The following is a 26836-nucleotide window of genomic DNA, read 5'->3' as shown; positions in this document are numbered from 1 at the left end:
CCGTTGAACTGGATTTCCAACGTCGTCCGCCCGAAGATCCGCGGTCTTTGGACCAAGCGCGAAGTGCCCGACAACCTCTGGGTCAAATGCCCGGAGACTGGCACCATGGTCTTCTACAAGGACCTGGAGGCGAACCAGTTCGTCTTTCCCGGCTCCGGCTATCATCAGCGCATCGATGCGCGCACCAGGCTGCGCCTGTTTCTCGATTTTGCGCAATGGCAGGAAATCGAGTTCCCCGAGCCGGTGACGGATCCCCTGCGTTTCCGCGACGAACGGCGTTATTCTGACCGTCTCAAAGCCGCGAAGGCGAAGACCGGCCTCAAGGATGCGATCCTGGTTGCCGAAGGCAAGGTGGAGGGCGTCTCCCTCATCGTCGCCGTGCAGGACTTCGAATTCATGGGCGGCTCGCTCGGCATGGCCGCGGCGGAGGCTTTGATTGCCGGCGCCGAGGCGGCGTTTGAACGCGGCGTGCCCTTCGTGCTCGTCACCGCATCCGGTGGTGCGCGCATGCAGGAAGGCATCCTCTCGCTCATGCAACTGCCGCGTACGACGGTCGCCGTCGATCGGCTGAAGGAAGCGGGACTGCCCTATATCGTCATTCTCACCAATCCGACGACGGGCGGTGTGACCGCCTCCTATGGCATGCTGGGCGACATCCATATCGCCGAGCCTGGTGCCCTCATCGGTTTTGCCGGCCCGCGCGTCATCGAACAGACCATCCGCGAAAAGCTTCCCGACGGTTTCCAGCGCTCCGATTATCTTCTGGAGCATGGCATGATCGACATGGTCGTGCCCCGTCAGGATCTGCGCCCGACGGTGGCGCGTCTTTGCCGCCTTTTGATGAAGCTGCCCGAACCTCCGCCCGAGCCCACGCTCGACGAAGACACGCTTGCGGACGAGGCTCAGATGGCACCGGCGGCAGAGAAGCCGGCGGAAGAGCAGGCTGCCGCGTCCGGGCCGCAGCCGGCCTGATAGATGGCCTCACTCGAAGAGAGACTTGAAGCGCTTCTGGCGCTGCATCCGAAGCGTATCGATCTCTCGCTTGAGCGCATCGCCCGGCTGCTTGAGCGCCTCGGGAATCCACAGGAGCATCTGCCCCCGGTCATCCATGTCGCCGGCACCAACGGTAAAGGCTCCGTGGTCGCGTTTCTGCGCGCCATGTTGGAGGCGTCCGGCAAGACGGCGCATGTCTACACCTCGCCGCATCTCGTGCGCTTCAACGAGCGCATCAGACTGGGCGCGGCAGGCGGCGGTCAGCTGGTCGATGACGCAACGCTCATGGCTGCGATCGAGGCCGTGCGCGAGGCGAATGCGGACGAGCCGATCACCTTCTTCGAGGTCACCACGGCCATCGCCTTCAAGCTTTTTGCCGAGCGGCCTGCCGATTTCGCGTTGATCGAGGTCGGGCTCGGCGGCCGCTTTGACGCGACCAATGTGATCGCCAAGCCGCTCGCCTCCGTCGTCACCTCGATCAGCCTCGACCATGCCGAGTTCCTCGGCACAGAGATCGCCGAGATCGCCATGGAGAAGGCGGGCATCCTGAAGGCTGGTGCGCCCGCCGTGATCGGCCGCCAGGACGAGCATGTGATGGCGCTTCTGGGCCTTGAAGCGGAAGCGGCGCATGCCGTTCCATTTCGGCACAATCAGGAATGGGCCGCCCATGGCGAAAACGCCCGTCTCGTCTACCAGGACGAAGATGGATTGCTCGATCTGCCTTTGCCGCGGCTTCTCGGTCAGCATCAGATCGACAATGCCGGGACGGCGGTCGCAGTGCTCCGCGCCATCGGCGTCGACATCAGTGCCGAGGCAATCGGCCAGGGCCTGCGCGAGGCGCAATGGCCGGCGCGGCTTCAGCGCCTTTCCGAAGGCCCGCTGGTCGCTTCCTCTCCTCCCGGGAGCGAGGTCTGGCTCGACGGCGGGCACAATCCGTCCGCCGGCGCGGTTATTTCGGCGGAAATGGCCTCACTCTTCGACCGCGCACCGAAGCCGCTCTTCCTCATCACCGGCATGCTGACGACGAAGGATCCGCACGGCTTCTTCTCCGCCTTCGACAGTCTCACCCAATATGTCTTTACCGTCCCCGTCGAAGGACATGCGGGCTTCGATCCGCGCGAGCTTGCCGTACGTGCCAACGAGGTCGGGTTGCCGGCGCGCTCTGCCCCTGATGTGCGAACCGCCTTGCAGGCGATCGGCGACATGGCGACGGAGCCGCCCCGCATTCTCATCTGCGGCTCGCTCTATCTCGCTGGTCAGGTGCTCAAAGAAAACGGCCCCTTGCCGGTTTAGGCAAAGGGCCGTGAAAAATTCGCGCCGCCGATCGCTCGGAGGCGCAGCAGACAAAGCGGCGGCTCACGCGGCGCCGGCAATCCACTTCTGCAGATCGCTCTTGGCGCTCGCGCCGACCTTCATGTCGACGGGCTCGCCGCCCTTGAACATGATCAGCGTCGGAATGGAGCGCACGCCGTACTTGATCGCGGTCTGCTGATTGTCGTCGACATTGAGCTTGGCGATCTTCACCTTGCCCTGCATTTCGCCCGCGATCTCTTCCAGATGCGGGGCGATCATTTTGCAGGGACCACACCATTCCGCCCAGAAATCGACGACGACGGGTGTCTCGGACTTGAGCACGTCGGCCTCGAATGTGCCGTCGCTCACGGTTTCGGTGGTCATAGAGATTCTCCTGAGATTTCACGAGGAAAGTAGGGAGGGGCTTGGGGTCGGTCAAGCGAGCGGCGCGCCCGACGATGGACTGCCATGCACGATGTTGAGAGGGCTGAGCGCTTCTTCGAGACGCTCGGCAGACACCGGAAAAATGCGCGGCCCGACGGTGAAAACGAGGGCCGCTTGGACCCTCCGCCCCGGATAGAGGGGGCCGAGGAGATGCGCGTAAAGAGCGAGCTGGCGGATCATTCCTTCATCGACCGCGGCAAGCGAGGCGGGAGGCGACAGGCTCGTCTTGTAATCGGCGAGAAGGACGGCGCTCTCCGTCACCGCCAGGCGGTCGACGCGCCCGCCGACGGCGAACGTCCCGTGTGAGGTCGCGATCTCGCCGACGAGCGACACCTCCCCGCGGCTTCCCGGCGCGAAGAACCCGGCAAGGTCGGGATGCGCGAGGACGCCTGAAGCCTCCGAAAGCGCTGCTGCGACATCTGCGGGCACGGCCTCCGGCCAGTCACGTGCGAGAAGCCGCTCGCCGCGCTGCTGCCTTTCCTCGGCAGCCCAGTCGGGCATGAATTGCAAAAGCCGGTGGATCGCCCGCCCGCGGCCGGCTGCGGCGCGCATCGCCTCGTTGCGTCCGGCAATAACGGGTGCCGGCGCGCTGTCGGGCGGATCCTCTTCGGCGAGCGCGCTGGAAGGACGGAGCGGCTGCGGCGGGCGTGGAGCAGGGGTCGCCGGCCGTGCCGCCCATTCCGGCAGGGAGGGCGCAGCAACCGACGGTGTCTCCACTCTCTCTTCGGGCGGTGGCGGCGGACCGCCTCCCGGTTCAAGTCCGAAGAAGCGCAGGCGCTCGGCAAGCTCCTCGTCTGAACCTTCCTCGGCCTCTTCATCCTTTTGCGGTGCCAGCGCTCCTCGCACCGTCGCGTACCAGCCATCCTTGGGCGTGTGTGGGCCGCGGATGCCGGTGACGTAGAGGACGTCACGGGCGCGCGTCATCGCCACATAGAGGAGCCGGAAATATTCGTCGCGTGCGGCCTCCGCCTCCTTTGCCTCGACCTCGCGCTGCTGGGGCGTCGCGTCTTCCCTGCTCTGGCGCCAGATGAAGGCGGGATCGTCCTCGCCGCCGATGAAAGCGAGCGCGTCGCGGTGCTGCGTTGCCGCAATCAGGCCGCCGGTATCGGCAAGAAAGACGATGTCGGCCTCGAGCCCCTTCGCCCCATGCACCGTCATCACGCGCACCGCGTCGGTGGTCTCCGAAAGCTCGCGCTTGATGTCGCCACCGCCTTCACGAAGCGCGGCCGCCAGGGCCTGCAGGCTCGGTGGGGAGATGCGCTCCAGGCTCAGCGTGGCTGAGAGGAACAGGTCGAGCACATCGTCGGCCTCGCTGCCCATCCGCGCCCGGAAGGCTTTCCGTGCGCCCTCGGCCTCGACGAGGCGCGTATAAAAGGCGAAGGGGGGCATCTGGTCGGCCATCGCCATCAAATGCCGCAAGCGTTCCGCCGCCTGGCTGTGACGGGGGTCCTCGCTTGCACGAAGCCGCGAGAACAGGCTCTCTCTGCCGCGCCCGATCGCAAGCGCCATCAGATCCTCGTCGTCGAAACCGAAGAGCGGCGATTTCAGAAGGGCCGCAAGCTGCAGATCGTCTTCCGGCAGGAGAACGACATCGGCGAGCGCCAGAAGGTCCTGCACGATGATGTGGTCGGCAAGCGCGATCCGGTCGGCGCCGGCCGTCGGCAGGTTGCGGGCCTTGAGCGCCCTGACCATGGCGCGGGCGAAGCTGCCGCGCTTGCGCGTCAGGATCATGATCTCGCCGGCGGAGATCACCTTGCCGGAGGGAAGCCGTGCCTCAGGGTGAAGCAAGGTCGCGACCTCGTCGGCGATGTCTTCTGCGAGTTTTCGTTCAGATTCCGCCGGCGCGTCGAAGGGTTGCCACCAATCCTCCGGCATCTCGCCTTTCGGTCGCACGATCCGCGGCCAGATCTCGACACGTCCGGGAACATTCTGCCGATAGGCCTGGTGCTGCTGATATCCGAGACGCGTCACCCGCTCCGAAAGCGGCCCGTCGAAGACGGTGTCGACCGCGTCGAGCACCGCCTGCGTTGAGCGGAAGGAGACGCCGAGCGAGACGGCGCGAAACTCCTGTTCCGCGGCCTCGGCGCGGGCTTTGAAGTTGCGGCCGAGCTCGGCGAGAAGCCGTGGCTCGGCGCCCTGGAAACCGTAGATCGACTGCTTGTCGTCGCCGACGGCAAAAACGGTTCGCGGCCGGCGGTCGGCGCTCTCGCCGGCGAAGAATTCTTCCGCCAGCCTCTCGACGATCGCCCAGGCGTCTGGAGATGTGTCCTGCGCCTCGTCGACGAGAAGATGGCCGATGCCGGCATCGAGCTTGTATTGCACCCAGGCCGCCACCTCCGGCCGCTGCAGGAGATTGCGGGTGCGCAGGATGAGGTCGGAGAAATCGAGGAAGCCACGGCGCTGCTTGAGGATGCGGTAGCGCTGCAGGATGGCGCCGCCGATGAGGAGAAGCGCTTCCGTGGCTTCCGCCGTGCGCGCCAGCGACAGACGTTCGCGCAAGGGCTGAAGGCGGGCGGCTTCAGCCGAAAAGAGGTCGTCGAGGCCGTCCCGGTTGCGGCGGAAGGCGGCGGAAAACCGCCGGCTCTCGCTGCGGGGGGACCAGCCCTCCGGCTTTGCCGTCATAAAGAAGGCGGCGCGGAAATCGGTCTCAAGCGGACCGCCCTCATGGGCGAGGATCGCCTCAAGAGCGGTCCGTGCCCCCTCGTCGGTGCTGTTCGCCGCCTCGGTGGAAAGCGCATCGCAGAGACTTCGGCAATCTTTCGCTCCCCAGCCTGAGGCGCGACAGATCTCCGCGCACAGCGCCTCCTCGCTCTCATCCCCGTTGAGCCCCAGCCGGTGCCGGAGATCGGCGATCGCATCGTCGATATCGTCGGAAGGGGTCTTTGTTGCCGTATGCGCGATCCATCGTTCCAGCCGATCGCGCTCGGCCACGAGCGCCGCAAGAGCCGCCTCGATGTCCTGATCGGATCTCAGTGTTGCAAGCCGCGTGAACGCCGCGCCGAGGCGTGAACCATCCGCTTGGGCTGCGCGCAGCACCGCCTGGCGCGCTTCGAGGAGCAGCCCCTCGGCGGCCGTCTCGTCGAGCACCTCGAAATGCCCCGGCACATTCGCTTCGAACGGAAATTGGTGCAGGATCCGCTCGCAAAAGGCGTGGATCGTCTGGATGTTGAGGCCACCCGGCGTCTCCAATGCTTGCGCAAAGAGCCGGCGCGCACGCATCAGCGTCTCCGGCCGCGGCGTCTCGCCCTGGCTTCGGGCAATCGCCTCCATCAGCTCGGCGTCCGGGAGCGTCGCCCATTCGCCGAGCAGCTTGAAGACGCGGCCCGACATCTCTGCCGCCGCGGCCTTGGTATAGGTGAGGCAGACGATGGCGGCCGGATCCGCTCCGGCGAGCAGCAGCCGTACGACGCGCTGGGTCAAGACATGCGTCTTGCCGGAACCGGCATTGGCCGCCACCCAGGCCGAGGACGTGGGATCGGAGGCCTGCCATTGCTGGCGTTCGGTCGGGCTCGCCGCGCGCTTCATTCCTCGCCCTCGCCGAGCGACCATTCGCCGATACGTGCGAGATGATCGTAATCGCTGCCGAACTCCCGCTCCGAGCGTGGCACGCGGTTCGAAAGATAAGGCGTGTCGGCCTGTGCGAAATGGGCAATCAGCGCCAAAAGCTTCTCTTCCGTCGCGCGCAGGCATTCTTCCAGGCTGACGCCCGGTTCGCTTTTCGTCGCCTTACGGAAGCCGCGTGCGTGGACCTGCCCGCCTTCGCCGCGGCCGGAGAGATGGTAATAGAGGAGTTCCGCGGTTTCGCCGGACGGCGTGTCTTTGAAGGCGCCGCGCCGCGCCATCAGCGCCTCGAGCAGCAATTGCGGGCTGATCGACAAGACCGCCTTGGGACTAGGCGGCGTGCCGGTCTTGTAATCGATGATGGCAAGCCGTCCGTCATTCAGAAGGTCGATGCGGTCGGCCCGGCCCGTTAGGCGGAATTCTGGACTGAGGGCCCAGTCCCCCGTCGCTTCCACATGCCGCTCGCGGACCTCCGTGCGGCCGCGTTCTTGCGCGAGGAACCAGTCGGCGATGCGTTGAAAACGCGGCCACCACAGCGCTGCCACTTCCGGCCAATCTTCGTAGGCCGCGAAAGCCTCGCGGCCCACCGCGACAAGGCGTGTCTTTGCCGCCTCGTCATAGGGGCCGGCGGGGCGCTCTTTGATGAAGCGCTCAAGAATGTCGTGGACCAGCATGCCGCGCTCGGCCGCACCGGCGGGTGAGGCGATCTCCTCGAAGGCGTCGAGGCCCAGCACGTATTGTGCGTAGATCGCATAAGGATCGCGAATGAGCGTTTCGATACGCGTGACGGAAAGCCGTTTCGGACGGGCGTTGAGCGGCGGTCGCGGCTCCGGCGCGGCAAGGGAAATATACGTCTCCGGTCGATCGAGAAGACGGGTCATGCCTAAAATCTCGTCGCCGCGTGCCCGCAATGCTTGTGTTGCGTTCTCGCCGGCGCGGGCGGTCAGCCGTTGCAGCCAGCGCGACGGTACCATCGGTTCCGCCCCCTGCCGCAATGCGCGGCTGAGATAGAGCTGCGGGTGCCCGAGCGCCTGATAGAAATCGTGGGCAGAAAGGCCGAGCCGGCGCTCCGGCGGATCGAGACCGATCGAGGCCGCCATCAGCCGCGAAAGGAATGGATCGCTCTGCGAGGGGCGCGGCCAGACACCCTCGTTGAGACCACCGAGGATGGCGACGTCGACTTTCTGCAGACGCGCTTCGAGCGCACCCCAGATGTGCACGCGCGGATCGTTGCCGCCGCGCCGGCGCACCCGGACATCGGCAATGAGCGCCTCGAACAGGGCGGGATAATCGCCGCAGAAAAGCTCCGGACCCTCGGCCGCGGCCTCTGTCAGCGCATCGAGGCGCGCGGCCATGGCCTCGCCCGCCTCTTCCTGCCAGAGCTCGCCAGGGCCGCTCTCCTCGTCGCGTCCGATGGCTGAGAGCGCCGCCATATGCGCCGCAAGGAGTGTAGAGAGCGGAGCCTCTCGCGACACCTCCAGCATGGGCTGAAGCGCAGCCATAAGCTCGATTAAAAGCGCCTCCGCTTCGTCCCAATCGCGCTCCTCGAGCCCGTTGAGGGCCGCGCTTCGCACCTTTTTGTCGTGCCATTCGGCACGGCGTTTGTAGAAGGCGCGCTGAAGCGCCTCCAGACCTTCGGCAAGGACGGGGCCGCGCAGCACGGCCCGTTCCAGAACGCGGGCTCCGTGGCGCACCCGCCCTGCCGGCCAGCCGGAACGTGCGAGCGGATGTTTCAGGAGTGAGAGAAGCGGGAGCGCGGCGGCACCACGCCAGGCGACTTCCGCGACGAGCCGCGCCAGGATGCCGGGCGGTGTCAGCGACAGCGGCATGCCGCCGGAATCGTCGACGCGGATCTGCCAGCGTTCCAGCATGGCAGAGACGCGGCGGGCGAGCGCCCTGTCGGGCGTGATGAGGGCGGCGGTTTCCCCATCTTCGACGGCCCGGCGCAGGACGAGCGCGGCAGCCAACGCTTCCTCGCGCTCTTCGGCGGCCTCGATCAGCGCGACGTTGTCGAGGGCGTCAGCGAGAACCTCCGGTGCGGGCACCGTCTCTGCCCATATATCGGTGGTGGCGGCCGGTCGGAGCGCGTCCGAGACGAAGCGCATACGCCGGCTGAGGACAACGGGGGCGGATGCGAGTGGGATCACCGCATCGCGCGCGCAGCCGAGGCTTTTAAGCAGCTTCTTCAGCCCAAACTGTGGATGGCCGGCATCGGCGGGGTCGTTGCGCGCATCGCCGATCGCCTCCCATCCGGCGTCGTCGAGTTCCTGATCAAGACCCGGCAGCACGACGGCGCCGTTCGGCAGGCGGGCAATGACGGCAAGGAGCTCCGCCGTTGCCGGCACCGAGCCGGTGGAGCCGGCAGCGATCACCGGACCTTTCGATCCCCGCTCGGCGAGGCGGCGTGCCTCTGCGCGCAGAAGGAGATCGCGTTGCACGCCCGGATCGGCGAGGCCGCGTTCGCTCAAGATCGCGGGCCACGCCTCGGAGATGATCTTCAGAAATTCCTGGGTGATCTGCCAATAGCGGGCGAGGTCGTCGGGCGCGAGCTGGCTGAGCGCCTGCCAGCGCTCTGGGGCAAGGCCGACATCGTCGAGAAGGGTTGCGAGCGAAGCGGCAAGGCGTGCCGCATCGGCGGGCGAGGCCGGAATGAGCGACGGCTCGTCGCCGAGACCCGCCTTCTGCCGCATGATCGCGCCCGACCAGCCGAGTACGAGGCGCGTGAGAATCAATTGCCGCGAAAGCGGCGCCATGACCGGACGGGACAGATTCTCCGCATCGAGCCCATCGAGCGCGCTGAGCGGTTCGTCTTCGTCGAGATCGCCGAGCGTGCGAATCTTCGGCAGGATGATGCCGGTGCGGCTGCGCGCGAGAAAACTACTGCGGATGGCGCGGGCGGCGCGACGCGTCGGCAGATAAAGCGTGAGATCGGCGAGCGCCAGCGGATCGTCGAAACGCCCGGTGCCTGGAAGACGCCCGTCATAGAGCGCATCCACCAGCTCATCGAGAAAGGCGACACCGGCAGGCAGTGTGAAAACGTTGGGACGGTCCTGCGTGCCGGTGCTCGTCGTCATCGGTTCAGGCGGCGCTCTCCAGGATGGCCATTTCGGCGGCTTTGACGGCGTCCGGGTTTTCCACGTTGATCCACAGGCCGTCGAGCTGCACGCCGAAAAGCCGGCCTTCTTCGAGGGCGCGATCGAAAAGCGCGTTGAGGGAGAACACCTCTCCGGGCGGATCGCGGAAGAGCCGCGGCGACAGGATCGCAGCACCCGCATAGGCGAATGGTGCCACCGTCCGCTCGGCCCGGCGCGTCAGGCGCCCGTCCTTGCCGAGCATGAAATCGCCGGTACCCCAATAGCCGGCTGAGGCGACGGTCGAGGCGAGGAGAAGAAGACCATCCATCTCCTCGTCGTTCCAGCCGCTGATCAGCCAATCGAGATTGGGCCGCACGCCTTCGAGCCAGAAGGAATCGCAATTGCGCAGCAGGAAAGGTCCCTCGCCCAGAAGTGGCAGAGCCTTGAGGCAGCCGCCGCCCGTATCGAGAAGCTTCGCGCGCTCGTCGGAGACGACGGTCTTGGGCGCGCGCCGCCGTCCGAGATGCGCCTCGACAAGGTCGGCCATGTAGTGGACGTTGACGACAGCCTTTTCGATGCCGGCAGCCGCGAGGCCGTCAAGGCAATGGTCGATGAGGGCCTTGCCCGCGACCTCGATCAGAGGTTTGGGCGTGGTGGTGGAAAGCGGGCGCATGCGCCGGCCATAGCCAGCGGACAGCACCATGGCGGTGGAGAGAACGGCCAAGTGCGGCAACTCCGGAACGATCAGAGATAGGGGTCATAGCATCGGCGAAGCTCCGACAGAACCGGCCTCTCGAGGCTGCGACGGAGCCGCGCGCGGATGCGCGGAATGTGGCTGCGATAGGCCGGCTTGCCCTCGTGTGCAAGCCGCGCGAAGGCCCCGAGCACTTTCGTGGCACGTTGTGCGCCCAGAATGGCGTAGGCCTCCCGGAAAGTGACCTCATCGAAGGAGGGATTCGCGGCGCGGCGGCCTCTGATATAGCGCGCGACGAGCGCATCCTCCTCCGCCTCGTCGATGTCGACGCGCAGATCCTGCGCAAGCGAAGCGAGGTCATAGGCGGGATCGCCCAACAGCGCGTCCTGGAAGTCGATGACGCCGACCCGGTCGGTCCCCTCAGCCTCTTCGCGCCAGATGATGTTCGGCGAATGATAATCGCGCAGCACGATCACCCGCTCGCGGCCGGCAAGGCTGTCGAAAAGCGCGCGCCAGACCGTGAGAAAATCATCGCGCGTCTGCGGGCTCATGTCCGGCCCCGCCTCGCGCCCCACGAAATGCTCGGTGAAGAGAGCCGTCTCGATGAGAAGCGCATCCGTGTCGTAGGGCGGCAGATCGGGTGTGCGGCCGCCGCCAGGCGCTGCGACGTCTGCGGAGACCTCTCCCATATGCAGGTGCAGGAGAAGATCGGCCGCGGCTTCATAGCGTTCCATGATCGGGCGGCGGTCGGCCGTGATGATCGGCTCGCTGCCGAAATCTTCCACCAGAAGCAGCCCGTCGCCCACATCCCCGGCGAAGACTTGCGGCACCCGTATGCCGCGCTCGGAAAGCAGCGACCCGACCTTGAGGAAGGCGGAGAGATCGCGTGCGCGGTGCGCCACGGCATCGTAGCTCTTGCCCTGCCAGACCGCATGGCCCGCGGGACGGGCGGGCGCGTTCATCAGGATCGCCTCGGCGCCGTTTGAGATCCGCTCGTAGCTGCGTCCGGAGGCATCTCCGAGGATCGGATGGCGCGTGGCGCCGGCCCGGCCCGAGCGATCGAGAAAACGGCGGATCGCGAAGCTGCGTGTCAGCCGATCGTTCCAGTCCCCACCGGCCGCGATGACGACGTCGCGTCCTTCGCTTGCCAGCGCAAAGGTGAGATAGGCGGCCTCCGGCCAGTTGAGGTCGCCGAGCTCCGGCCATTCCGCGAGAAGGACCATCTCGTCGGAGAGGTCGAAAAGCCCGATCTCCTCGGCCTCTTCAGCGCCCCCGAGCCGGTAGAGATCGGCATGTACGACCGCAAAGCGAGCGAACGGATAGTCGATGCGCAGCGGGAAGGTGGGGCTCGGCACTTCGAGGGCGGGATCGCCCGCAAGGCTGCGGATGAAGGCGCGCGCGAAGCTCGTCTTGCCGCTGCCGAGATCGCCCGACAGGAGGATGCGGTCGCCGGGCCGCGCGGCCGCTGCGAAATCTTCGGCGAGCCGGTTCGTTGCCGCTTCGTCGGCAAGGTGCAGCTTCAAGTCCGCCCCCGCCTGCTTCAGCTCGATCGCGTCCGCGCCAGTCATTCGGCGGCTTCTTGAGCCTTGCTGATATCGGCAGGCAGGCGCACCCAGCTCGTGGTCCCTTCCCCGGGCTCTGAATCGATGGCGATGTCGCCTTGATGCAGCTCGACGAGGCGCTTGACGATCGACAGGCCGAGGCCGGCGCCGCGCCGGCCGCCTTCCGGCGCTGTGCCTTCGAAGGGTTCGAAGACGTCGTCGCGGATCTCCGGCGGAATGCCCGGCCCCTGGTCGCGCACCACGAATACGACGGAACCGTCCTGGCGCTGCGCGCGGATCTCCACCCGGCTTCCCGGCGGCGAGAAATTGATGGCGTTGGAGAGAAGATTGTAGAGGATCTGGCGCACGCGCGACGCATCGGCGCGGAAATGGCCAAGCGTCTCATCGGCCTGGATGAACAGGTCGATGTCTTTCTCGTCTATCCGGTCACGCACGCCGACGGCCGCGGCATGCACCACTTCGCTGATATCCACCTCGTCGATCTCGAGTTCCATGATGCCGGCATCGACGGTGGCGAGATCGAGGATGTTGTTGATGAGGACGAGGAGCGAATCGGAGGATTGCGCGATGTGGTCCATGTATTCGCGCTGCTGGGCGTTGAGCTCGCCCGCCGCGCCGGCGGCCAGGATCTGCGCAAAACCGATGATGGAGGTGAGGGGCGAGCGCAGTTCGTAGGAGACGTGCTGGATGAAATCGGATTTCAGCCGGTCCGTTTCCTCAAGCAGCCTGTTGCGCTCTTCCAGGAAGCGATGCGCCTCCGCCTTCTCCGTCACGTCTGCGAAAGTCAGGAGCGTCATGCCCTGCGGCAGCGGCACGGTGGAATATTCGATGATGGAGCCGTTGCGCCGCTCCATCCGCCCGGCGAGGCTCTCAGCCGCCTCCATCCGCGTGATGGCGTTGGAGATCTTCGTCCAGGCACCCTGTTCGGGGAAGAACAGCATCCAATGCCCGATGAGGGTGGAGATATGCGGCTCTTCCTTGAGGAAATCCGGTGACAGCTGCCACATCTCGGCGAGCACCGGATTGTAGAGCCTGAGCCTTCCGTCCGAGCCGAAGACGCCGACAGCTTCCGAAAGGTGGTCGAGCGTCTCTCCCTGCATGCGTGACAGGGCGTTGACGCGGCTTTCCAGGGACAGGCGCTCGGTGACGTTCTCGTAGATATAGGTGAAGCCGCCCTGCTGGTTGGGCGTGGCGATCATGCGGAAGGAACGCCGGTCCGGCAGGTGCCACATTTCCTCGCGCGGCTGCGGGTCGGCGTAATGTTCAAGATGCTGGCGCCGCCATTCGCGGTAATTGGCCTGTTCGGGCAGACGCCGCTCGGCCCGAATCTGGTCGAGAAGGACGCCCTCTTCGGTACCGGTCGCAAGAAAGCGCGCCGGCAGATCCCACAAGGCCCGGAAGGCGGCATTGGCGAATTGCAGCCGCGCTTCGCCGTCGAAAACGGCGATCGCGGTCGAGAGCTGGTCGAGGAGCCGGGAATTGACCTCGATGTTCTGCTTGAGCTCCTGGCGCGCGGTCTCCACTTCCGTGACGTCGATGGCAAGGCCGATCGTGCCGTTCTCGACCTTGATGTCGAAGATCTCCATCTGCTTCTCGGCACCGGCAATGTCGACCGAAGCGACCGCATGGAAATGGGCGCCGTCGCGATGGGCCTCGCGCACGGCGCCGCGCGTCGTCGGTTCCAGCAATTCCGTGCCGCGCGTCGTCACCATCGTGAGATCGGGCGCGCCCACGGCTTTGACATAGGCGGAATTCGCCCAGCTGAGTCGTCCGTGCTGATTGCGGCGCCACAGCGGGAAGGGCAGAGCCTCGGCGAGGCTGCGCAGCGCCGTCATCTCGGCAATGACGACGCCGGCCTGTTCTTTCAACTCGGCGAATGAGCGGCGTTCGCCGGTAAGTTCGCGCAGGCGCAAAATGACGCGGGGGCCGCTGGTGCGCCCGTTTGCCTCCAGGAAGCAGTCGGTCTGCGTGCGCAGCGAGAGATGGAAGGCTTCGCCCGTCTCCCAGAGCTGATCGAGGGCCCATTGCAATTCTTCGGCACTGCGCGGCTCGAGCCACGAGAAGAAGTCGAGGAAGAGCTCACCGGAGGTTGGCGCGCCGACATGTTCCGGCAACGTGCCATGCACATCCGCGGCCGCGTCGGGACGGCTCCAGCACAGGGTTTTCTGGTCGTCGCTGGCAAGAAGCGCTTCGGAGCGATCGAGCGCCTGCTTGAGCCGGGCGATCTGCTGCTGCGCGGAGGAGAGGCCGTTGTCGCGGTCGCGCCGCAACAGGAGCGACAACGCAATCGCAGCCGCGCCGGCGAAGCCTGCCGTGATGGCGAGCCAGAGGATCTGGGAAAAGCCCGTTTCTTCTCCGAAAAGCGGATGGGCAAGCGCGCTGTCGGCGGAAAAGGCGAAGAGGGCTGCGGTCGCGACGCCAGGTATGATCCTGCCCGAAGCTCGAATCGCTCTGTGCCGGGCCTGCCGGTTCAATATCGTCTCCGCCACGTCTGCTTGATACCGGGTGACCGCCCCGGCATTCACACCCGAATCGTACCTTACCCGCTTCGCCGAAAGTCGGAAAGGTTACCACGATTTAATAAACATTCGGGCCGGCCGCTCCCCAGCGGCCGGCCCGATGAAACGCTTCGTCGAGACGGATCAGTAGCGGTAATGGTCCGCCTTGAATGGGCCATCCGGCGACACGCCGATATAGTCCGCCTGATCCGGCCTGAGCTTGGTCAGCGTGATGTTGAGCTTCTTGAGGTGCAGAGAAGCAACCTTTTCGTCGAGATGCTTGGGCAGCACGTAGACCTGGTTCTCGTACTTTTCCGACTTCGTCCACAGCTCGATTTGCGCCAGCACCTGGTTGGTGAACGAGGCGGACATGACGAAGCTCGGATGGCCGGTGGCGTTGCCGAGATTGAGGAGACGTCCCTGCGACAAGAGGATCATCCGCTTGCCGTCCGGGAACTCGATCATGTCGACCTGCGGTTTGACATTGGTCCATGTCAGGTTGCGCAGGGCGCTGACCTGAATTTCGTTGTCGAAATGACCGATATTGCCGACGATCGCCATGTCCTTCATGGCACGCATATGGTCGAGGGTGATGACATCCTTGTTGCCGGTGGCGGTGACGAAGATGTCGGCCTCCGGGGCCGCCTCTTCGAGTGTGACGACCTCAAAGCCGTCCATCGCCGCCTGCAGGGCGCAGATCGGGTCGACTTCCGTGACCTTCACCCGGGCGCCGGCGCCCCTGAGCGACTGCGCCGAGCCCTTGCCGACATCGCCGTAACCGCAGACGAGAGCGACCTTGCCGGCCATCATCACGTCGGTGGCGCGACGGATGCCGTCGACGAGCGATTCGCGGCAGCCGTATTTGTTGTCGAACTTCGACTTCGTGACGCTGTCGTTGACGTTGAAGGCCGGGAACGGAAGAAGGCCCTTCCGCTGCAGGTCGTAGAGGCGCATGACGCCCGTCGTGGTCTCTTCCGAAACGCCGCGCACGGCGCCCCGCACCTTCGCGAACCACTCGGGGTCCTTCTCAAGCCGGCGCTTGATCACCGCATAGAGCGCCTCTTCCTCTTCGTTCTGAGGATCAGAGATGAGGGACGGGTCGTCCTTGGCGCGCGCGCCGAGGAGGATGAGAAGCGTCGCGTCGCCGCCGTCGTCGAGGATCATGTTGGCGGTTTCGCCGTTCGGCCACTCGAAGATGCGGTCGGCGTAATCCCAGTATTCGGGAAGCGTCTCGCCCTTGATCGCGAAGACCGGAACGCCGGAAGCGGCGATGGCGGCGGCTGCGTGGTCCTGGGTCGAGTAGATGTTGCAGGAAGCCCAGCGCACTTCCGCGCCGAGAGCGACCAGCGTCTCGATGAGGACCGCCGTCTGGATCGTCATATGCAGCGAGCCGGCGATGCGCGCTCCCTTGAGAGGCTTCGATTCGCCGAACTCCTCCCGAAGCGCCATGAGGCCCGGCATTTCGGTCTCGGCGATTTCGATTTCTTTGCGGCCCCAATCGGCCAGCGAAAGATCTTTGACGATGAAATCTTCGTTCTGGGACATGCGGTTCTCGGCTTGTGGAAGATTAATTTGCTTGGCGGGCGGTTACCATGGAGGGCAGAGGCCAGCAAGTCGCGGGCGCTCCCTCTGTCGACCGCCAGTTGACGATAGGGAACCTGCGCGGGGCTGTCTCTCAAAAGCTGGCGAAGCCCGCACCGATACCAAAACGCCAGGAAAGTCTAGGATTTGGCGGTGCAGTTTCGCTCCCCGCGACGATCCGAAGAAAGCTGCACAGCCTTGCATCGAGCGAAGTCCAGTTCAGCTTTCACGGGCGAGCTTGAGTGCGGCAGCACGCTGCAACAAGGCCTGGAGCACGCCGTCGAGGCGTCGCGACGCTGCGCGGTCCTTCAGCTCCTCGCGCTCGTCGAAAGCGTTTTCGGCATCCGGCAGGACAAAATGCTCGGGGATCACAAGAGCGCTCAGCGCGCTTGCCTCGAGCACCTGACGCAGAGCGAGGATGCCGCAAAGACCACCGAACGGGTCACGCGACGCCGATGCGAGCGCAAAGACGCGATCGCGCAATGGCGTCACATCCTCACGGCCGACCCAGTCGAGGGCATTTTTCAAGACCGCGGGGATGCCGGCATTGTCTTCCGGGCTCACGATCAAGACGGCGTCGTGAGCCCGAAATTGCCGGGCAAGGGCGCGGGCTTTTTCCGGGATGCCGCCCCGCAACTCCACATCGCCCTCGTAGAACGGCAAAGGGTAATCGCCGAGCGACACCCGTGTCACCTCCGCGCCCCGAAGGGCGAGCGTCTTGGTGGCGACAGCGGCGAGCCGGGTGTTGAGCGAACCGGAGCTGAGCGAGCCCGGCAGCACCAGCACCCGAATGGCCATCAGGCGGCCTCTTTTTCGAAGATCCAGACGCGCCCGGGAGGCAGGTTGAAGGCCACCCACGGCGACTTCTCGACCGTGAAGGAGCCGGGAACCGACTTCTGCGGCGATGTGAAGGAATAAGAAAGCTGGGTCAGATTTCCGCCGGGACGCACGCGCGACAGGCAGTCTTCGATGAAACGGCGCCGCTTCTCTTCGGAAATGAGCAGGACGGGCACGCCGGACAGGACGGCGGAAAACTTGGTATCGGCGAATTCGCCGAGCGTGTTCTGAAGGTCGAAGGCGTCGCCGCGGATGAGGTTGACCCTCGGGAAGCGCTTCTTCAGCAGGTCATAGAAATGCTGCTCGAACTCCACGCAGACGAGGCGTTCCTGCGGAATGCCGGAGCGAATGAGCTCCTCGGTGATGACGCCGGTGCCAGGTCCGAGCTCCAGGGTCCAGCCTTCCGGGTCGGGCCGGCCGTGCTTGATCATCATGCGGGCGAAGGCTCGACTGGACGGCGAAACCGCCCCCATTTTCAAAGGGCGTTGGGCCCAAGTCTTGAAGAAGCGGAATTCGTCTTCGATCCGTTCCGCTAAAGGCGTCCCCGTTTGGACCATTTTTCGACCTTTCATGCTCTTGTCACGGCACGGATAAAGTAACGCGCCGGTTCCCCCGTTTCAGGCATTTCCATGAAACTTATGTGTCGCCGAGAGATTCCAGGAAATCCTTTACCCGGGCAAAGAAACCCGTGGACTCCGGATTGTTGTCTTCCGACTGTGCTTTTTCGAATTCCTCAAGGATTTCGCGCTGCCGCCGCGACAGGTTCTGTGGCGTTTCGACGACGATCTGTACGTACATGTCGCCGAAATTGCGTGAGCGCAGGATCGGCATGCCCTTGCCCTTGAGGCGGAACTGCTTGCCCGTTTGGGTGCCTTCCGGGACCCGAACGCGCGTGCGCCCGCCTTCGACCGTCGGCACTTCGAACTGACCGCCGAGCGCCGCAGTGGTGAACGAGACCGGCACACGGCAGAAAATATCGGCGCCGTCGCGTTGGAAGAATTCGTGCGGCTTGATCGACAGGAAGATATAGAGGTCGCCCGACGGTCCGCCTCTGAGCCCCGCCTCGCCCTCGCCGGCAAGACGGATGCGCGTGCCATCCTCGATACCGGCGGGGATGTTGACGGACAGGGTCCGCCGCTCCGAAAGCCGCCCGGAGCCCGAACATTTGCTGCACGGATCGGAAATGACGGTGCCGCGACCATGGCAGGTCGGGCAGGTCTGCTGGATCTGGAAGAAGCCTTGCGTGGCGCGGATGCGTCCGGCGCCGCGGCAGGTCGGGCAGGTGGTCGGCGAAGAGCCGGGCTTTGCGCCGGAACCCGAGCATATGTCGCAGGTGACGGAGGTCGGAACTTCGATTTCCACCGTCTTGCCGGTGAAGGCCTCTTCGAGGGTGACTTCGAGATTGTACCTGAGATCGGAACCGCGTTCGCGTCCGCCGGAACGGCGCCCGCCGGCCATGAACTCACCGAAGATATCGTCGAAGATGTCGGAGAAGGATCCGAAGCCTGCAGCCCCCGCACCGGCGCCGCCACCGCGGCCGAAGCCGCCGTTCTCGAAGGCCTGATGGCCGAAGCGATCGTAGGCGGCGCGCTTTTGCGGGTCGCGCAGCACCTCATAGGCTTCGCCGATTTCCTTGAAGCGGTGCTCGGCCTCTTCATCACCCGGATTGCGATCCGGATGGTATTGCATGGCCATTTTGCGAAAGGCTGATTTGAGAGCCTTCTCGTCGGCCTCTCGGCCGACGCCCAGAACTTCGTAATAGTCGCGCTTGGCCACGGCTCAGGCGCTCCTCTTGATTGATGCGAAAGGCACAACCCCCACCGGCCGCAATGCGTCTTTGCCGCGGCTGCGCCCATCAAGCGTGTAGCGGGCGCGCCTGATGGCGGCAATGCGGGATCGGCGGCTGATACGCCAATTGCTCTTATTTACCATTGCAAATCGCGATGCCCGGCAAGCCGGCCGAAAGCAACGGCGCTTTCGATGCGGCATTCCCGCGCGATTGTCTCCATCATCCGCAAAATAAGCGAGGCGGACCGGAATTCTCGCAGCGAGGATTGCAGCAATGGCCATGGATCGGGCGAAAATGACGAGCCCGAGGCGTTGCCTCGGGCTCTCGATCATTGGCGTTACGCGGACTTTTTCTGGTCGTCGTCCTGGATTTCCTCGAAATCCGCGTCGACCACATCCTCGTCCTTGTTGCCGGAAGCTTCGCCATCGGCTTCCGCACCGCCTTCGGCGCCAGATTCGTCCTGCGCCTTGTAGACGGCCTCGCCGAGCTTCATCGAAGCCATCGCAAGCGCCTGCGACTTCGCCTCGATATCGGCCTTGTCGTCGCCCTTGGCGGCTTCCTTCAACTCGGCAAGCGCGGTTTCGATCGCCTGCTTGGTTTCACCGTCGACCTTGTCGCCATGCTCAGACAGCGACTTCTCGGTGCCGTGGATCAGGGCTTCGGCCTGGTTCTTGGCTTCCACCACCTCACGCCGCTTCTTGTCGGCGTCGGCATTGGCTTCGGCTTCCTTCACCATCTTGTCGATGTCCTCGTCGGAAAGTCCGCCCGAGGCCTGAATGGTGATCTTCTGCTCCTTGCCGGTGCCCTTGTCGTGCGCCGAGACATTGACGATGCCGTTGGCGTCGATGTCGAAGGTCACCTCGATCTGCGGCATGCCGCGCGGTGCGGGCGGAATACCTTCAAGGTTGAACTGGCCGAGGATCTTGTTGTCGGCCGCCATCTCGCGCTCGCCCTGGAAGACCCGGATCGTCACGGCGTTCTGGTTGTCTTCGGCCGTGGAGAAGACCTGGCTTTTCTTGGTCGGGATCGTGGTGTTGCGATCGATGAGGCGCGTGAAGACGCCACCGAGCGTCTCGATGCCGAGCGACAGAGGCGTCACGTCGAGAAGCAGAACGTCCTTCACTTCGCCCTGCAGAACACCGGCCTGAATGGCCGCACCCATGGCGACGACCTCGTCCGGGTTGACGCCTTTGTGCGGCTCCTTGCCGAAGAGGTTCTTCACCACTTCCTGGACCTTCGGCATGCGCGTCATGCCACCGACGAGAACCACCTCGTCGATGTCGCCGGCCGCGATGCCGGCATCCTTGAGCGCCGCCTTCACCGGCTCGACCGTGCGCTGCACGAGGTCATCCACCAAGCTCTCGAACTTGGCGCGCGAGAGTTTCATGGTGAGATGCTTCGGGCCCGACGAATCGGCGGTGATGTAGGGCAGGTTCACCTCGGTCTGCTGCGAAGACGAAAGCTCGATCTTCGCCTTCTCCGAAGCTTCCTTGAGGCGCTGCAGCGCAAGCGGGTCGTTCCTGAGGTCGATGCCCTGCTCTTTCTTGAACTCGTCGGCGAGATAATCGACGAGGCGCATGTCGAAATCCTCGCCGCCGAGGAAGGTGTCGCCGTTCGTCGACTTCACCTCGAACACGCCGTCGCCGATTTCCAGCACCGAGATATCGAAGGTGCCGCCGCCGAGGTCGTAGACGGCGATGGTCTTGCCGTCGTTCTTATCGAGCCCGTAGGCGAGGGCGGCCGCGGTCGGCTCGTTGATGATGCGCAGAACTTCCAGACCCGCAATCTTGCCGGCGTCCTTGGTCGCCTGGCGCTGCGCGTCGTTGAAGTAAGCCGGAACGGTGATGACGGCCTTTTCGACCTTCTCGCCGAGATAGCTTTCCGCCGTTTCGCGCATTTTCTGCAGGATCATGGCAGAGATCTGCGAAGGCGAATATTTCTCGCTGTTCGCCTCGACCCATGCATCGCCATTGTCGGCGCGCACGATCTTGTAGGGAACGAGCTTCTGGTCTTTGGCAACCGTCGGGTCGTCAAAGCGCCGGCCGATCAGGCGCTTGACGGCAAAGACGGTGCGCTGCGGGTTGGTTACGGCCTGCCGCTTCGCAGGCTGCCCAACGAGGCGCTCGTCCTCCTCCGTGAAAGCCACCATGGACGGCGTGGTGCGCGCGCCCTCTGAATTCTCGATGACTTTGGGATTCTTGCCGTCCATGACGGCGATGCACGAATTCGTCGTGCCGAGGTCAATGCCGATGACTTTCGCCATGTTCAATCACTCCTTTGTCGGCAGGCCGGCCGGACCCCTTCTGGCATCCGCACGAGGCAAAACGCCTTCACCAGCCCCCGTGGTCTGACGTTCGAAAAACCCTTCGCGCTGGCTCTCCGCCGCGCGTTGACGGTCATATAAGAAGGGGGTTTCTGAGCCGCAAGTAAGAAGGGGCCAGAGGTTGCGCAAGCCGAGGGCCCGTCCGAGATAATGTTGAAGCCGCTGCCGCAGCTCCCCACGCTCGCAGGCAAGCGTCTGAAAACGCTGAAAGTCTGAGCTGAAAGATCGGTATGAACAATCTTGAAGGCTTCAAGCTGGCGCCAGGTTTCCTTGAGCGGCGCGCGCAGGAGCAGCTCGTCGAAGATCTTCGTGCGCTTCTCAAAGAGGCGCCTTTCTACACCCCCGTCATGCCGCGCTCCGGCAAGCCTTTCTCGGTGCGCATGACGAATTGCGGGACGCTCGGCTGGGTGTCCGACCGTGACGGCTATCGCTACCAGCCGACACATCCCGAGACCGGACGGCCATGGCCGCCGATCCCACAGGTTCTCCTGGCCGCATGGGGCGAACTCGGCGGCTATTCGAAGCCGCCGGAAGCCTGCCTGATCAATTTCTACGCGTCCGGAACGCGCATGGGCCTGCATCAGGACCGCGACGAGGAAGATTTCGCAGCACCCGTCGTGTCGCTGTCGCTCGGCGACGAGGCGGTGTTCCGCATCGGCGGACAGAGCCGCAAGGATCCGACCCGCTCGCTGCGCCTCAAATCTGGCGATGCGCTGGTTCTGGGCGGCGAGGCACGTCTCGCCTTCCACGGTGTCGACCGGATCATCGCCGGCACCTCGACGCTCTTGCCGAAGGGCGGGCGGATCAATCTGACGCTGCGGCGGGTGACGAAGGGCGAATAGGCGTGCCCGCGTGGGCGGCTATGCCAGATCCTTGCCGAAATCGCTTTTGCGGAAGAGGGCGTGGAGCGTGATGCTGGCCTCACGGAAGGTATCTTCCGCACCTTCCTGGCGATCGACGAGCGTCAAAACATGCTCCACCTTGGCGCCGGCCTCGCGCAGGATCGAAATCGCCTGCATGGCCGATCCTCCGGTGGTGGTGACGTCTTCGACGACGAGAAGAGACTGGCCGGCAAGGCTTTCGCCTTCCTTCAGCCCCTCGATCTGGCTCTGCGTGCCGTGACCCTTCGCTTCCTTGCGCACGAAGATCGCCTTCACCGGCGTGCCGACGACTGCGCTCATCGCCGCAGTCGCCGAGACGAGCGGCACGGCACCCATGGCGAGCCCGCCGACATAGGCGAGCTTCAATTCGTGTGCTTTTGCCGCGACGGCCGCACCGATGAGGCGTGCGCCTTCCGGATCGAGCATCGTCGGTTTCAGGTTGAAATAGATCGTGCTCTTGCGCCCCGAGACGAGCGTGAACTCGCCACCCTGGCGGAAGGAGCGTTCCTTGATGATGGAAAAAAGTGTTGCTTGATCGTCCATGTCGCTTCCGTCTCCCGAAAGGCAGGAAAGCCAGCAAAGCCGGCGACGGGTCAAGCCTCCAGCGTGCCGGGCAAGGATTTGTGCAGGCCTTTCGGCAAGCGACGCGCTTAAGCCTGGCCTGCGCCGTCAGGCTTCACACAAACGGCGTCATGCAAAAAGCGCCCCCTCATGCGAGGAGGCGCGTCGGTCGAATCGGGTGATCAGGGCGCTTATTGCGCCTCGGGCTTCGGTGCCGGATTAGCGGCCTTGTCCGGGGTCGGACCGCCTTTGGCAACGCCGACGAGGGCCGCACGCAGGATGCGGTCGCCGATCATATAGCCTTCCTGGGCAACCTGAACGATGGTGCCGGCCGGCACGCTCGGATCCGGGACCTCGAACATCGCCTGATGCCGATGCGGATCGAACCGCTCGCCCATCGCCGGAATTATCACGACCTCGTGGCGCTCCAGAATGCGGTCGAGCTCACGCGCCGTCATCTGCACGCCTTCGAGCAGCGCCTTCAGCTCCGGATCTTCCGTGCCCCAGGCGTTTTCGTCGACCGCACCCAGCGCGCGGCGCAGATTGTCGCCGATCTGCAGCATGTCGGTCGCGAATTTGGTCATCGCATAGCGGCGCGCGTCCTGGACGTCTCGGGCCGCACGGCGGCGAAGGTTTTCCGCCTCTGCGGCGGCCCGCAAAAGCCGGTCCGTGAGGTCCGCCTTCTCCGCTTCCAGCCGGGCGATCAGCTCTTCCACACTCTCTTGTGCGGCAGCGTCCTCGGCGGCCTGCGCGGCGGCGTCCGCCTCTGCCGCATCCATAGCAAATTCGGCGCCAGCGCCAAGCGTCGGCTCGTTGTCCTGTCTCGGCGCTTCGTTGGTTTCGGTGTTACGCTTTTCGGTATCCATCGCGAAGCTTCGATCTCTCGTAGGTGATCTCAAGTCGAGCGGCATATCAGGGCTCGCACGGGGAAAATCAACCCGCCGGCCCGCAACCTATGTGTAATCACACATTCTCAGCGGCGGATGAGCTGTGTCATCAGCTGCGCCGTGTAATCGACGACGGGAATGACGCGGGCATAATTCAGTCGCGTCGGGCCGATCACGCCGAGCACGCCCACGACGCGCTCCCCGCTATCGCGAAAAGGCGCCACGACGAGCGACGAGCCGGAAAGCGAGAAAAGCTTGTTCTCCGAGCCGATGAAGATGCGCACCCCTTCGCCTTCTTCGGTCAGGTTCAGGAGCTGGATGATGTCCGTCTTGGTTTCCAGATCGTCGAAGAGGATACGGATGCGCTCAAGATCCTCGATCGCCCTAAGATCGGTCAAAAGCTTGGATCGGCCGCGCACGATGAGGGTGGCGGGCTCCTGCGCCGGGCCCGACCATTGGGCCAGCCCTTCCGAAATGATCGTCTCCGACAAGGCATCGATGGCCTGTCGGCGCTCTTCGCGCTTGCGCTCGAGCTCGGCGCGTGCTTCCGCCAGTGTCCGCCCGCGGATATGGGCGTTGAGATAGTTGGACGCTTCCGTCAGAGCTGAGGTCGGCAGACCACGCGGCACGTTAACGACGCGGTTTTCTACCGTGCCGTCATCGGCAACGAGCACGACGAGTGCACGATCTTGTTCGATGCGCACGAATTCGATGTGTTTGAGCCGCAGATCCTGTTTGGCTGCAACCACCACTCCGGCGCCTTCCGACAGGCCCGACAAGGTCTGGCTCGCCTCCGTCAGGAGCGATTCGACGCTCTTCTCGCCGTCGCCGGTGCGCACCTGCTTTTCGATCGCCTGCCGCTCGCCGTCGCTGAGGCCGCCGACCTCCAGGAAAGAATCGATGAAAAACCTGAGGCCCATTTCCGTGGGCATGCGTCCCGCGCTCGTATGCGGCGCGAAAACCAGCCCCATGGCTTCCAGGTCCGACATGACATTGCGCACGGAAGCCGGCGACAAGGCCGTTGACAGGAGGCGGCTGATGTTGCGCGAGCCGACGGGCTCGCCGCGTTCGAGGTAGCTTTCGACGATGCGTCGAAAGATCTCCCGCGAACGGTCGTCCAAAGCTGTCAGCATTTCCGATTTCATCATGGGATGTTCCCCGGTGCCGAGGGCACCTTTGATGCCTCATATTGCTTCGTCGAGGGCATCACGCAAGGCACTCGCCTTGCCGTCGGCGGATGGAATGCGTAACAGGGCGAACATTCTTGAAGGAGGATTTCATGCGCCCATCGCGACGGGCCGCCGAGGAGATGCGCGCCGTCTCGCTTGAGCGCCGGGTTTCGAAATATGCGGAAGGATCGTGTCTCGTACGCTTCGGCGATACGCAGGTGATGTGTCTGGCAAGTGTCGCCGAGCAGGTGCCGCCCTGGCTGCGCGGCGGTGGCCGCGGCTGGGTGACGGCCGAATATGGCATGCTGCCGCGCTCGACCGGCGATCGCATGCGCCGCGAGGCGAGCCAGGGCAAGCAGGGCGGTCGCACCATGGAGATCCAGCGCCTGATCGGCCGCTCATTGCGCGCGGTCGTCGATCTGAAGGCTCTCGGAGAGCGCCAAATCACCGTCGATTGCGACGTCATCCAGGCCGATGGCGGGACCCGCACCGCGGCGATCACAGGCGCCTGGGTGGCGCTGCACGACGCGCTTGAATGGATGCGCGCCCGCGACATCGTCAAGGCTCCGGTCCTCACCGATCATGTGGCCGCGGTCTCATGCGGCATCTATCGCGGAGAGCCGGTGCTCGATCTCGATTACGCCGAAGATTCCGACGCGGAGACCGATGCGAATTTCGTCATCACCGGCAGCGGCAATCTCGTCGAAGTGCAGGCGACGGCGGAAGGCAAGCCTTTCAGCGAGGAAGAGCTGATGGCCCTTATGGGCCTGGCGCGCAAAGGTATCGGCCGTCTCGTTGATCTCCAGAAGATGGCGGTCGAGTGATGCTGAAAATGGCCTTGGATCCCGGACCCCTCGTCGTTGCGAGCCACAATCCCGGCAAAGTGGCGGAGATCCGAGAGCTGCTCGACCCGTTCGGCTTCACGGTTCATTCCGCGGCTGATCTCGGTCTGATCGAGCCGGAGGAAACCGGCTCGACCTTCGCCGAAAACGCGATTTTGAAAGCGTGCACCGCCTGCGAGGCCGCGGGTTTGCCGGCGCTTGCCGACGATTCCGGCCTCACGGTCGATGCTTTGAATGGCGATCCCGGCATCTATTCCGCCCGCTGGGCGGGGCCGGACAAGGACTTTGCCCAGGCGATGCGCAACATCGAGGAAAAGCTCCAGATGCAGGGGGCGGTGACGCCCGAGGCACGGCGCGGCGCCTTCGTCTGCGTCCTGGCGCTCGCCCTGCCTGACGGCGTGGTGGAGAGCTTTGAAGGAAAAGTCGCTGGCACGCTGGTATGGCCGCCGCGCGGTGAACATGGCTTCGGCTACGATCCGATGTTTCAGCCGGAGGGCCATGAGCGCACCTTCGGCGAGATGAGCGCTGAAGAAAAACACGGCTGGAAGCCCGGTGAACGCGATCCTCTTTCGCATCGCGCGCGTGCGTTTGAAGCGTTCGCGGTCGCCTGCCTCGGCCTCGACAAAGGCTGACACCGCATGGTCCCGGCCACGGAGACGGAGTTCGGCATCTATCTGCATTGGCCCTTCTGCGCGGCCAAATGCCCGTATTGCGATTTCAATTCGCATGTGCGGCACCAGAAAGTGGACCAGGCGGCCTTCGTTTCGGCCTTCCGTCGCGAGCTTGGTTTTTTTGCCGAACGTACGCGCGGGCGGCGGGTGACGAGCATTTTCTTCGGTGGCGGCACGCCATCCTTGATGGAGCCTGCGACCGTGGCAGCGCTTCTCGATGCGGTCGCCGCGAACTGGACGGTCGCGGAGAACGCCGAAATCACGCTCGAAGCCAATCCCTCGAGCGTCGAGGCGGAGCGTTTCCGCGGCTACCGCAAAGAGGGCGTGAACCGGGTCTCCCTCGGCGTGCAGGCGCTCGACGATGCCTCGCTGAAGGCGCTCGGCCGCCTGCACAACCGTGCCGAGGCACTCGCGGCCGTGGAACTCGCCCGCGAGATCTTTCCGCGCCTGTCCTTCGATCTCATCTATGCCCGGTCGAACCAGTCCCTTGAGGATTGGCGGCGCGAGCTCGGCGAGGCCATCGGCTTTGCGGCCGATCATCTGTCTCTTTATCAGCTGACGATTGAACCCGGCACGCCCTTTGCGGCTCTCCACCAGGCCGGCAAGCTCACTTTGCCCGATCCCGACGCCTCGGCCGATTTCTACGAACTGACGCAGGAGATGGCGATCGCCGCCGGCCTGCCGGCGTATGAAATCTCCAACCATGCGCGGCCCGGGGCGGAAAGCCGTCACAACCTCACCTACTGGCGCTATGGCGAATGGGTCGGTGTCGGCCCGGGTGCCCATGGTCGCATCCGCGGTGAGGGCGGGCGTTTCGCGACTGTGACGGAGGCGCATCCGGAGACATGGTGCCGCCGCGTCGAAGAAGCGGGCCACGGCCTCATCGAGGATCGTCTTTTGAGCCTCGAGGAGGAGGCGGACGAGCTCCTCGTCATGGGCCTGCGTCTCGTCGAGGGCATTGACCTTGCCCGTTATCAGGCGCTTGCCGGCCGCCCGCTGCAGGAAAGCCGGATCCAAGACCTCGTGGAACACGGCATGATGCAGCTCGAACCGGACGGCCGACTGCGTGCGACGCCTGCCGGTCTCGTGGTCCTGGATGCCGTCGTTGCCGATCTTGCTGCGTGATGAGAGCCTTAAGATGGTGGTTAACCCGGCCTTAAATTGCCGCTTTTAGCG

General features: G+C 64.6%; 20 protein-coding genes. 6 read left to right on the top strand and 14 right to left on the bottom strand.

From position 1 onward, the window contains the following. Positions 1-3: 3 nt before the first annotated feature. Positions 4-972, top strand: coding sequence for an acetyl-CoA carboxylase, carboxyltransferase subunit beta (gene accD / locus J2R99_RS06025; protein ID WP_307153549.1), 969 nt, complete (start codon positions 4-6; stop codon positions 970-972). A gap of 3 nt (positions 973-975) precedes the next feature. Further along, on the top strand, positions 976-2286 hold the full coding sequence (locus J2R99_RS06020) for a bifunctional folylpolyglutamate synthase/dihydrofolate synthase (RefSeq protein WP_307153548.1): 1311 nt from the start codon (positions 976-978) through the stop codon (positions 2284-2286). A gap of 63 nt (positions 2287-2349) precedes the next feature. Here J2R99_RS06020 and trxA read toward each other — a convergent pair whose 3' ends face one another. The 11 genes from trxA to dnaK all read right to left on the bottom strand — a co-directional run bounded on the left by trxA (position 2350) and on the right by dnaK (position 20589). Beyond that, entirely contained in the window at positions 2350-2670 is a 321-nt protein-coding gene (trxA, locus tag J2R99_RS06015; RefSeq protein ID WP_307153547.1) for a thioredoxin, read from the bottom strand. A 51-nt stretch (positions 2671-2721) separates the two neighbouring features. Beyond that, positions 2722-6255 carry a double-strand break repair helicase AddA gene (addA, locus tag J2R99_RS06010; RefSeq protein ID WP_307153546.1) on the bottom strand — a complete coding sequence of 1178 codons (3534 nt, stop codon included), beginning with the start codon at positions 6253-6255 and terminating at the stop codon, positions 2722-2724. Continuing rightward, positions 6252-9365 (bottom strand): double-strand break repair protein AddB, encoded by a 3114-nt coding sequence (addB, locus tag J2R99_RS06005; protein ID WP_307153545.1) that lies wholly within the window; start codon positions 9363-9365, stop codon positions 6252-6254. Before addB ends, addA begins: the two co-directional genes overlap by 4 nt. 4 nt (positions 9366-9369) lie before the next feature. Beyond that, on the bottom strand, positions 9370-10068 hold the full coding sequence (locus J2R99_RS06000) for a nucleotidyltransferase family protein (RefSeq protein WP_307154162.1): 699 nt from the start codon (positions 10066-10068) through the stop codon (positions 9370-9372). Between the two features lie 41 nt (positions 10069-10109). Then, positions 10110-11627 carry a tRNA (adenosine(37)-N6)-threonylcarbamoyltransferase complex ATPase subunit type 1 TsaE gene (gene tsaE / locus J2R99_RS05995; protein WP_307153544.1) on the bottom strand — a complete coding sequence of 506 codons (1518 nt, stop codon included), beginning with the start codon at positions 11625-11627 and terminating at the stop codon, positions 10110-10112. Continuing rightward, positions 11624-14095, bottom strand: a complete 2472-nt coding sequence (locus J2R99_RS05990) for a sensor histidine kinase (RefSeq protein WP_307153543.1) — start codon at positions 14093-14095, stop codon at positions 11624-11626. The genes tsaE and J2R99_RS05990 overlap by 4 nt, the downstream gene beginning before the upstream one ends. A gap of 168 nt (positions 14096-14263) precedes the next feature. Further along, positions 14264-15664, bottom strand: coding sequence for an adenosylhomocysteinase (ahcY, locus tag J2R99_RS05985; protein WP_307153542.1), 1401 nt, complete (start codon positions 15662-15664; stop codon positions 14264-14266). A gap of 255 nt (positions 15665-15919) precedes the next feature. After that, positions 15920-16498 (bottom strand): NADPH-dependent FMN reductase, encoded by a 579-nt coding sequence (locus J2R99_RS05980; protein WP_307153541.1) that lies wholly within the window; start codon positions 16496-16498, stop codon positions 15920-15922. After that, positions 16498-16971, bottom strand: a complete 474-nt coding sequence (locus J2R99_RS05975; RefSeq protein WP_307153540.1) for a class I SAM-dependent methyltransferase — start codon at positions 16969-16971, stop codon at positions 16498-16500. Before J2R99_RS05975 ends, J2R99_RS05980 begins: the two co-directional genes overlap by 1 nt. A gap of 202 nt (positions 16972-17173) precedes the next feature. Next, a complete protein-coding gene (gene dnaJ, locus J2R99_RS05970) occupies positions 17174-18313 on the bottom strand; it encodes a molecular chaperone DnaJ (protein ID WP_307153539.1) in 1140 nt (379 codons plus the stop codon). A gap of 350 nt (positions 18314-18663) precedes the next feature. Continuing rightward, positions 18664-20589, bottom strand: a complete 1926-nt coding sequence (gene dnaK / locus J2R99_RS05965) for a molecular chaperone DnaK (protein WP_307153538.1) — start codon at positions 20587-20589, stop codon at positions 18664-18666. A gap of 290 nt (positions 20590-20879) precedes the next feature. Between dnaK and J2R99_RS05960 the strand changes: the two genes are divergently transcribed. Beyond that, positions 20880-21491 (top strand): alpha-ketoglutarate-dependent dioxygenase AlkB, encoded by a 612-nt coding sequence (locus J2R99_RS05960; RefSeq protein ID WP_307153537.1) that lies wholly within the window; start codon positions 20880-20882, stop codon positions 21489-21491. Between the two features lie 18 nt (positions 21492-21509). Here J2R99_RS05960 and pyrE read toward each other — a convergent pair whose 3' ends face one another. From pyrE to hrcA, 3 genes are all read right to left on the bottom strand, one after another. Further along, positions 21510-22073 carry an orotate phosphoribosyltransferase gene (gene pyrE, locus J2R99_RS05955; RefSeq protein ID WP_307153536.1) on the bottom strand — a complete coding sequence of 188 codons (564 nt, stop codon included), beginning with the start codon at positions 22071-22073 and terminating at the stop codon, positions 21510-21512. 209 nt (positions 22074-22282) lie between these two features. Next, positions 22283-22957: a nucleotide exchange factor GrpE gene (gene grpE, locus J2R99_RS05950; RefSeq protein WP_307153535.1), complete on the bottom strand. Its 675-nt coding sequence runs from the start codon at positions 22955-22957 to the stop codon at positions 22283-22285. A 107-nt stretch (positions 22958-23064) separates the two neighbouring features. Next, the gene (hrcA, locus tag J2R99_RS05945) at positions 23065-24126 is read right to left on the bottom strand and encodes a heat-inducible transcriptional repressor HrcA (protein ID WP_307153534.1); all 1062 of its coding nucleotides are present in this window, start codon (positions 24124-24126) and stop codon (positions 23065-23067) included. Positions 24127-24257: 131 nt separating this feature from the next. Here hrcA and rph point away from each other — a divergent pair, with 131 nt between their 5' ends. From rph to hemW, 3 genes are read left to right on the top strand one after another with little or no spacing between them, the layout of a single operon-like run. Then, positions 24258-24971: a ribonuclease PH gene (gene rph, locus J2R99_RS05940; protein ID WP_307153533.1), complete on the top strand. Its 714-nt coding sequence runs from the start codon at positions 24258-24260 to the stop codon at positions 24969-24971. Further along, the gene (gene rdgB / locus J2R99_RS05935; protein WP_370872273.1) at positions 24971-25621 is read left to right on the top strand and encodes an RdgB/HAM1 family non-canonical purine NTP pyrophosphatase; all 651 of its coding nucleotides are present in this window, start codon (positions 24971-24973) and stop codon (positions 25619-25621) included. Before rph ends, rdgB begins: the two co-directional genes overlap by 1 nt. Before the next feature lie 6 nt (positions 25622-25627). Further along, complete coding sequence (gene hemW / locus J2R99_RS05930) at positions 25628-26785, top strand: radical SAM family heme chaperone HemW (RefSeq protein ID WP_307153531.1); 1158 nt, start codon at positions 25628-25630, stop codon at positions 26783-26785. The last annotated feature ends 51 nt before the right edge of the window (positions 26786-26836 follow it).

Origin of the sequence: Rhodopseudomonas julia, from assembly GCF_030813515.1 — a bacterium.
Taxonomy (GTDB): domain Bacteria; phylum Pseudomonadota; class Alphaproteobacteria; order Rhizobiales; family Afifellaceae; genus Afifella; species Afifella julia.
The sequence above is the reverse complement of the archived record's forward strand: the minus strand, read 5'-3'. Positions and strand labels throughout refer to the sequence as shown.

Bases quoted from the DNA above. Each gene is read 5' to 3' on its own strand.
- J2R99_RS06020 (WP_307153548.1), top strand. From the start codon at position 976: ATGGCCTCACTCGAAGAGAGACTTGAAGCGCTTCTGGCGCTGCATCCG.
- trxA (WP_307153547.1), bottom strand. From the start codon at position 2,670: ATGACCACCGAAACCGTGAGCGACGGCACATTCGAGGCCGACGTGCTC.
- addA (WP_307153546.1), bottom strand. From the start codon at position 6,255: ATGAAGCGCGCGGCGAGCCCGACCGAACGCCAGCAATGGCAGGCCTCC.
- addB (WP_307153545.1), bottom strand. From the start codon at position 9,365: ATGACGACGAGCACCGGCACGCAGGACCGTCCCAACGTTTTCACACTG.
- J2R99_RS06000 (WP_307154162.1), bottom strand. From the start codon at position 10,068: ATGGTGCTGTCCGCTGGCTATGGCCGGCGCATGCGCCCGCTTTCCACC.
- tsaE (WP_307153544.1), bottom strand. From the start codon at position 11,627: ATGACTGGCGCGGACGCGATCGAGCTGAAGCAGGCGGGGGCGGACTTG.
- ahcY (WP_307153542.1), bottom strand. From the start codon at position 15,664: ATGTCCCAGAACGAAGATTTCATCGTCAAAGATCTTTCGCTGGCCGAT.
- J2R99_RS05980 (WP_307153541.1), bottom strand. From the start codon at position 16,498: ATGGCCATTCGGGTGCTGGTGCTGCCGGGCTCGCTCAGCTCCGGTTCG.
- J2R99_RS05975 (WP_307153540.1), bottom strand. From the start codon at position 16,971: ATGATGATCAAGCACGGCCGGCCCGACCCGGAAGGCTGGACCCTGGAG.
- dnaK (WP_307153538.1), bottom strand. From the start codon at position 20,589: ATGGCGAAAGTCATCGGCATTGACCTCGGCACGACGAATTCGTGCATC.
- J2R99_RS05960 (WP_307153537.1), top strand. From the start codon at position 20,880: ATGAACAATCTTGAAGGCTTCAAGCTGGCGCCAGGTTTCCTTGAGCGG.
- pyrE (WP_307153536.1), bottom strand. From the start codon at position 22,073: ATGGACGATCAAGCAACACTTTTTTCCATCATCAAGGAACGCTCCTTC.
- grpE (WP_307153535.1), bottom strand. From the start codon at position 22,957: ATGGATACCGAAAAGCGTAACACCGAAACCAACGAAGCGCCGAGACAG.
- hrcA (WP_307153534.1), bottom strand. From the start codon at position 24,126: ATGATGAAATCGGAAATGCTGACAGCTTTGGACGACCGTTCGCGGGAG.
- rph (WP_307153533.1), top strand. From the start codon at position 24,258: ATGCGCCCATCGCGACGGGCCGCCGAGGAGATGCGCGCCGTCTCGCTT.
- rdgB (WP_370872273.1), top strand. From the start codon at position 24,971: ATGCTGAAAATGGCCTTGGATCCCGGACCCCTCGTCGTTGCGAGCCAC.
- hemW (WP_307153531.1), top strand. From the start codon at position 25,628: ATGGTCCCGGCCACGGAGACGGAGTTCGGCATCTATCTGCATTGGCCC.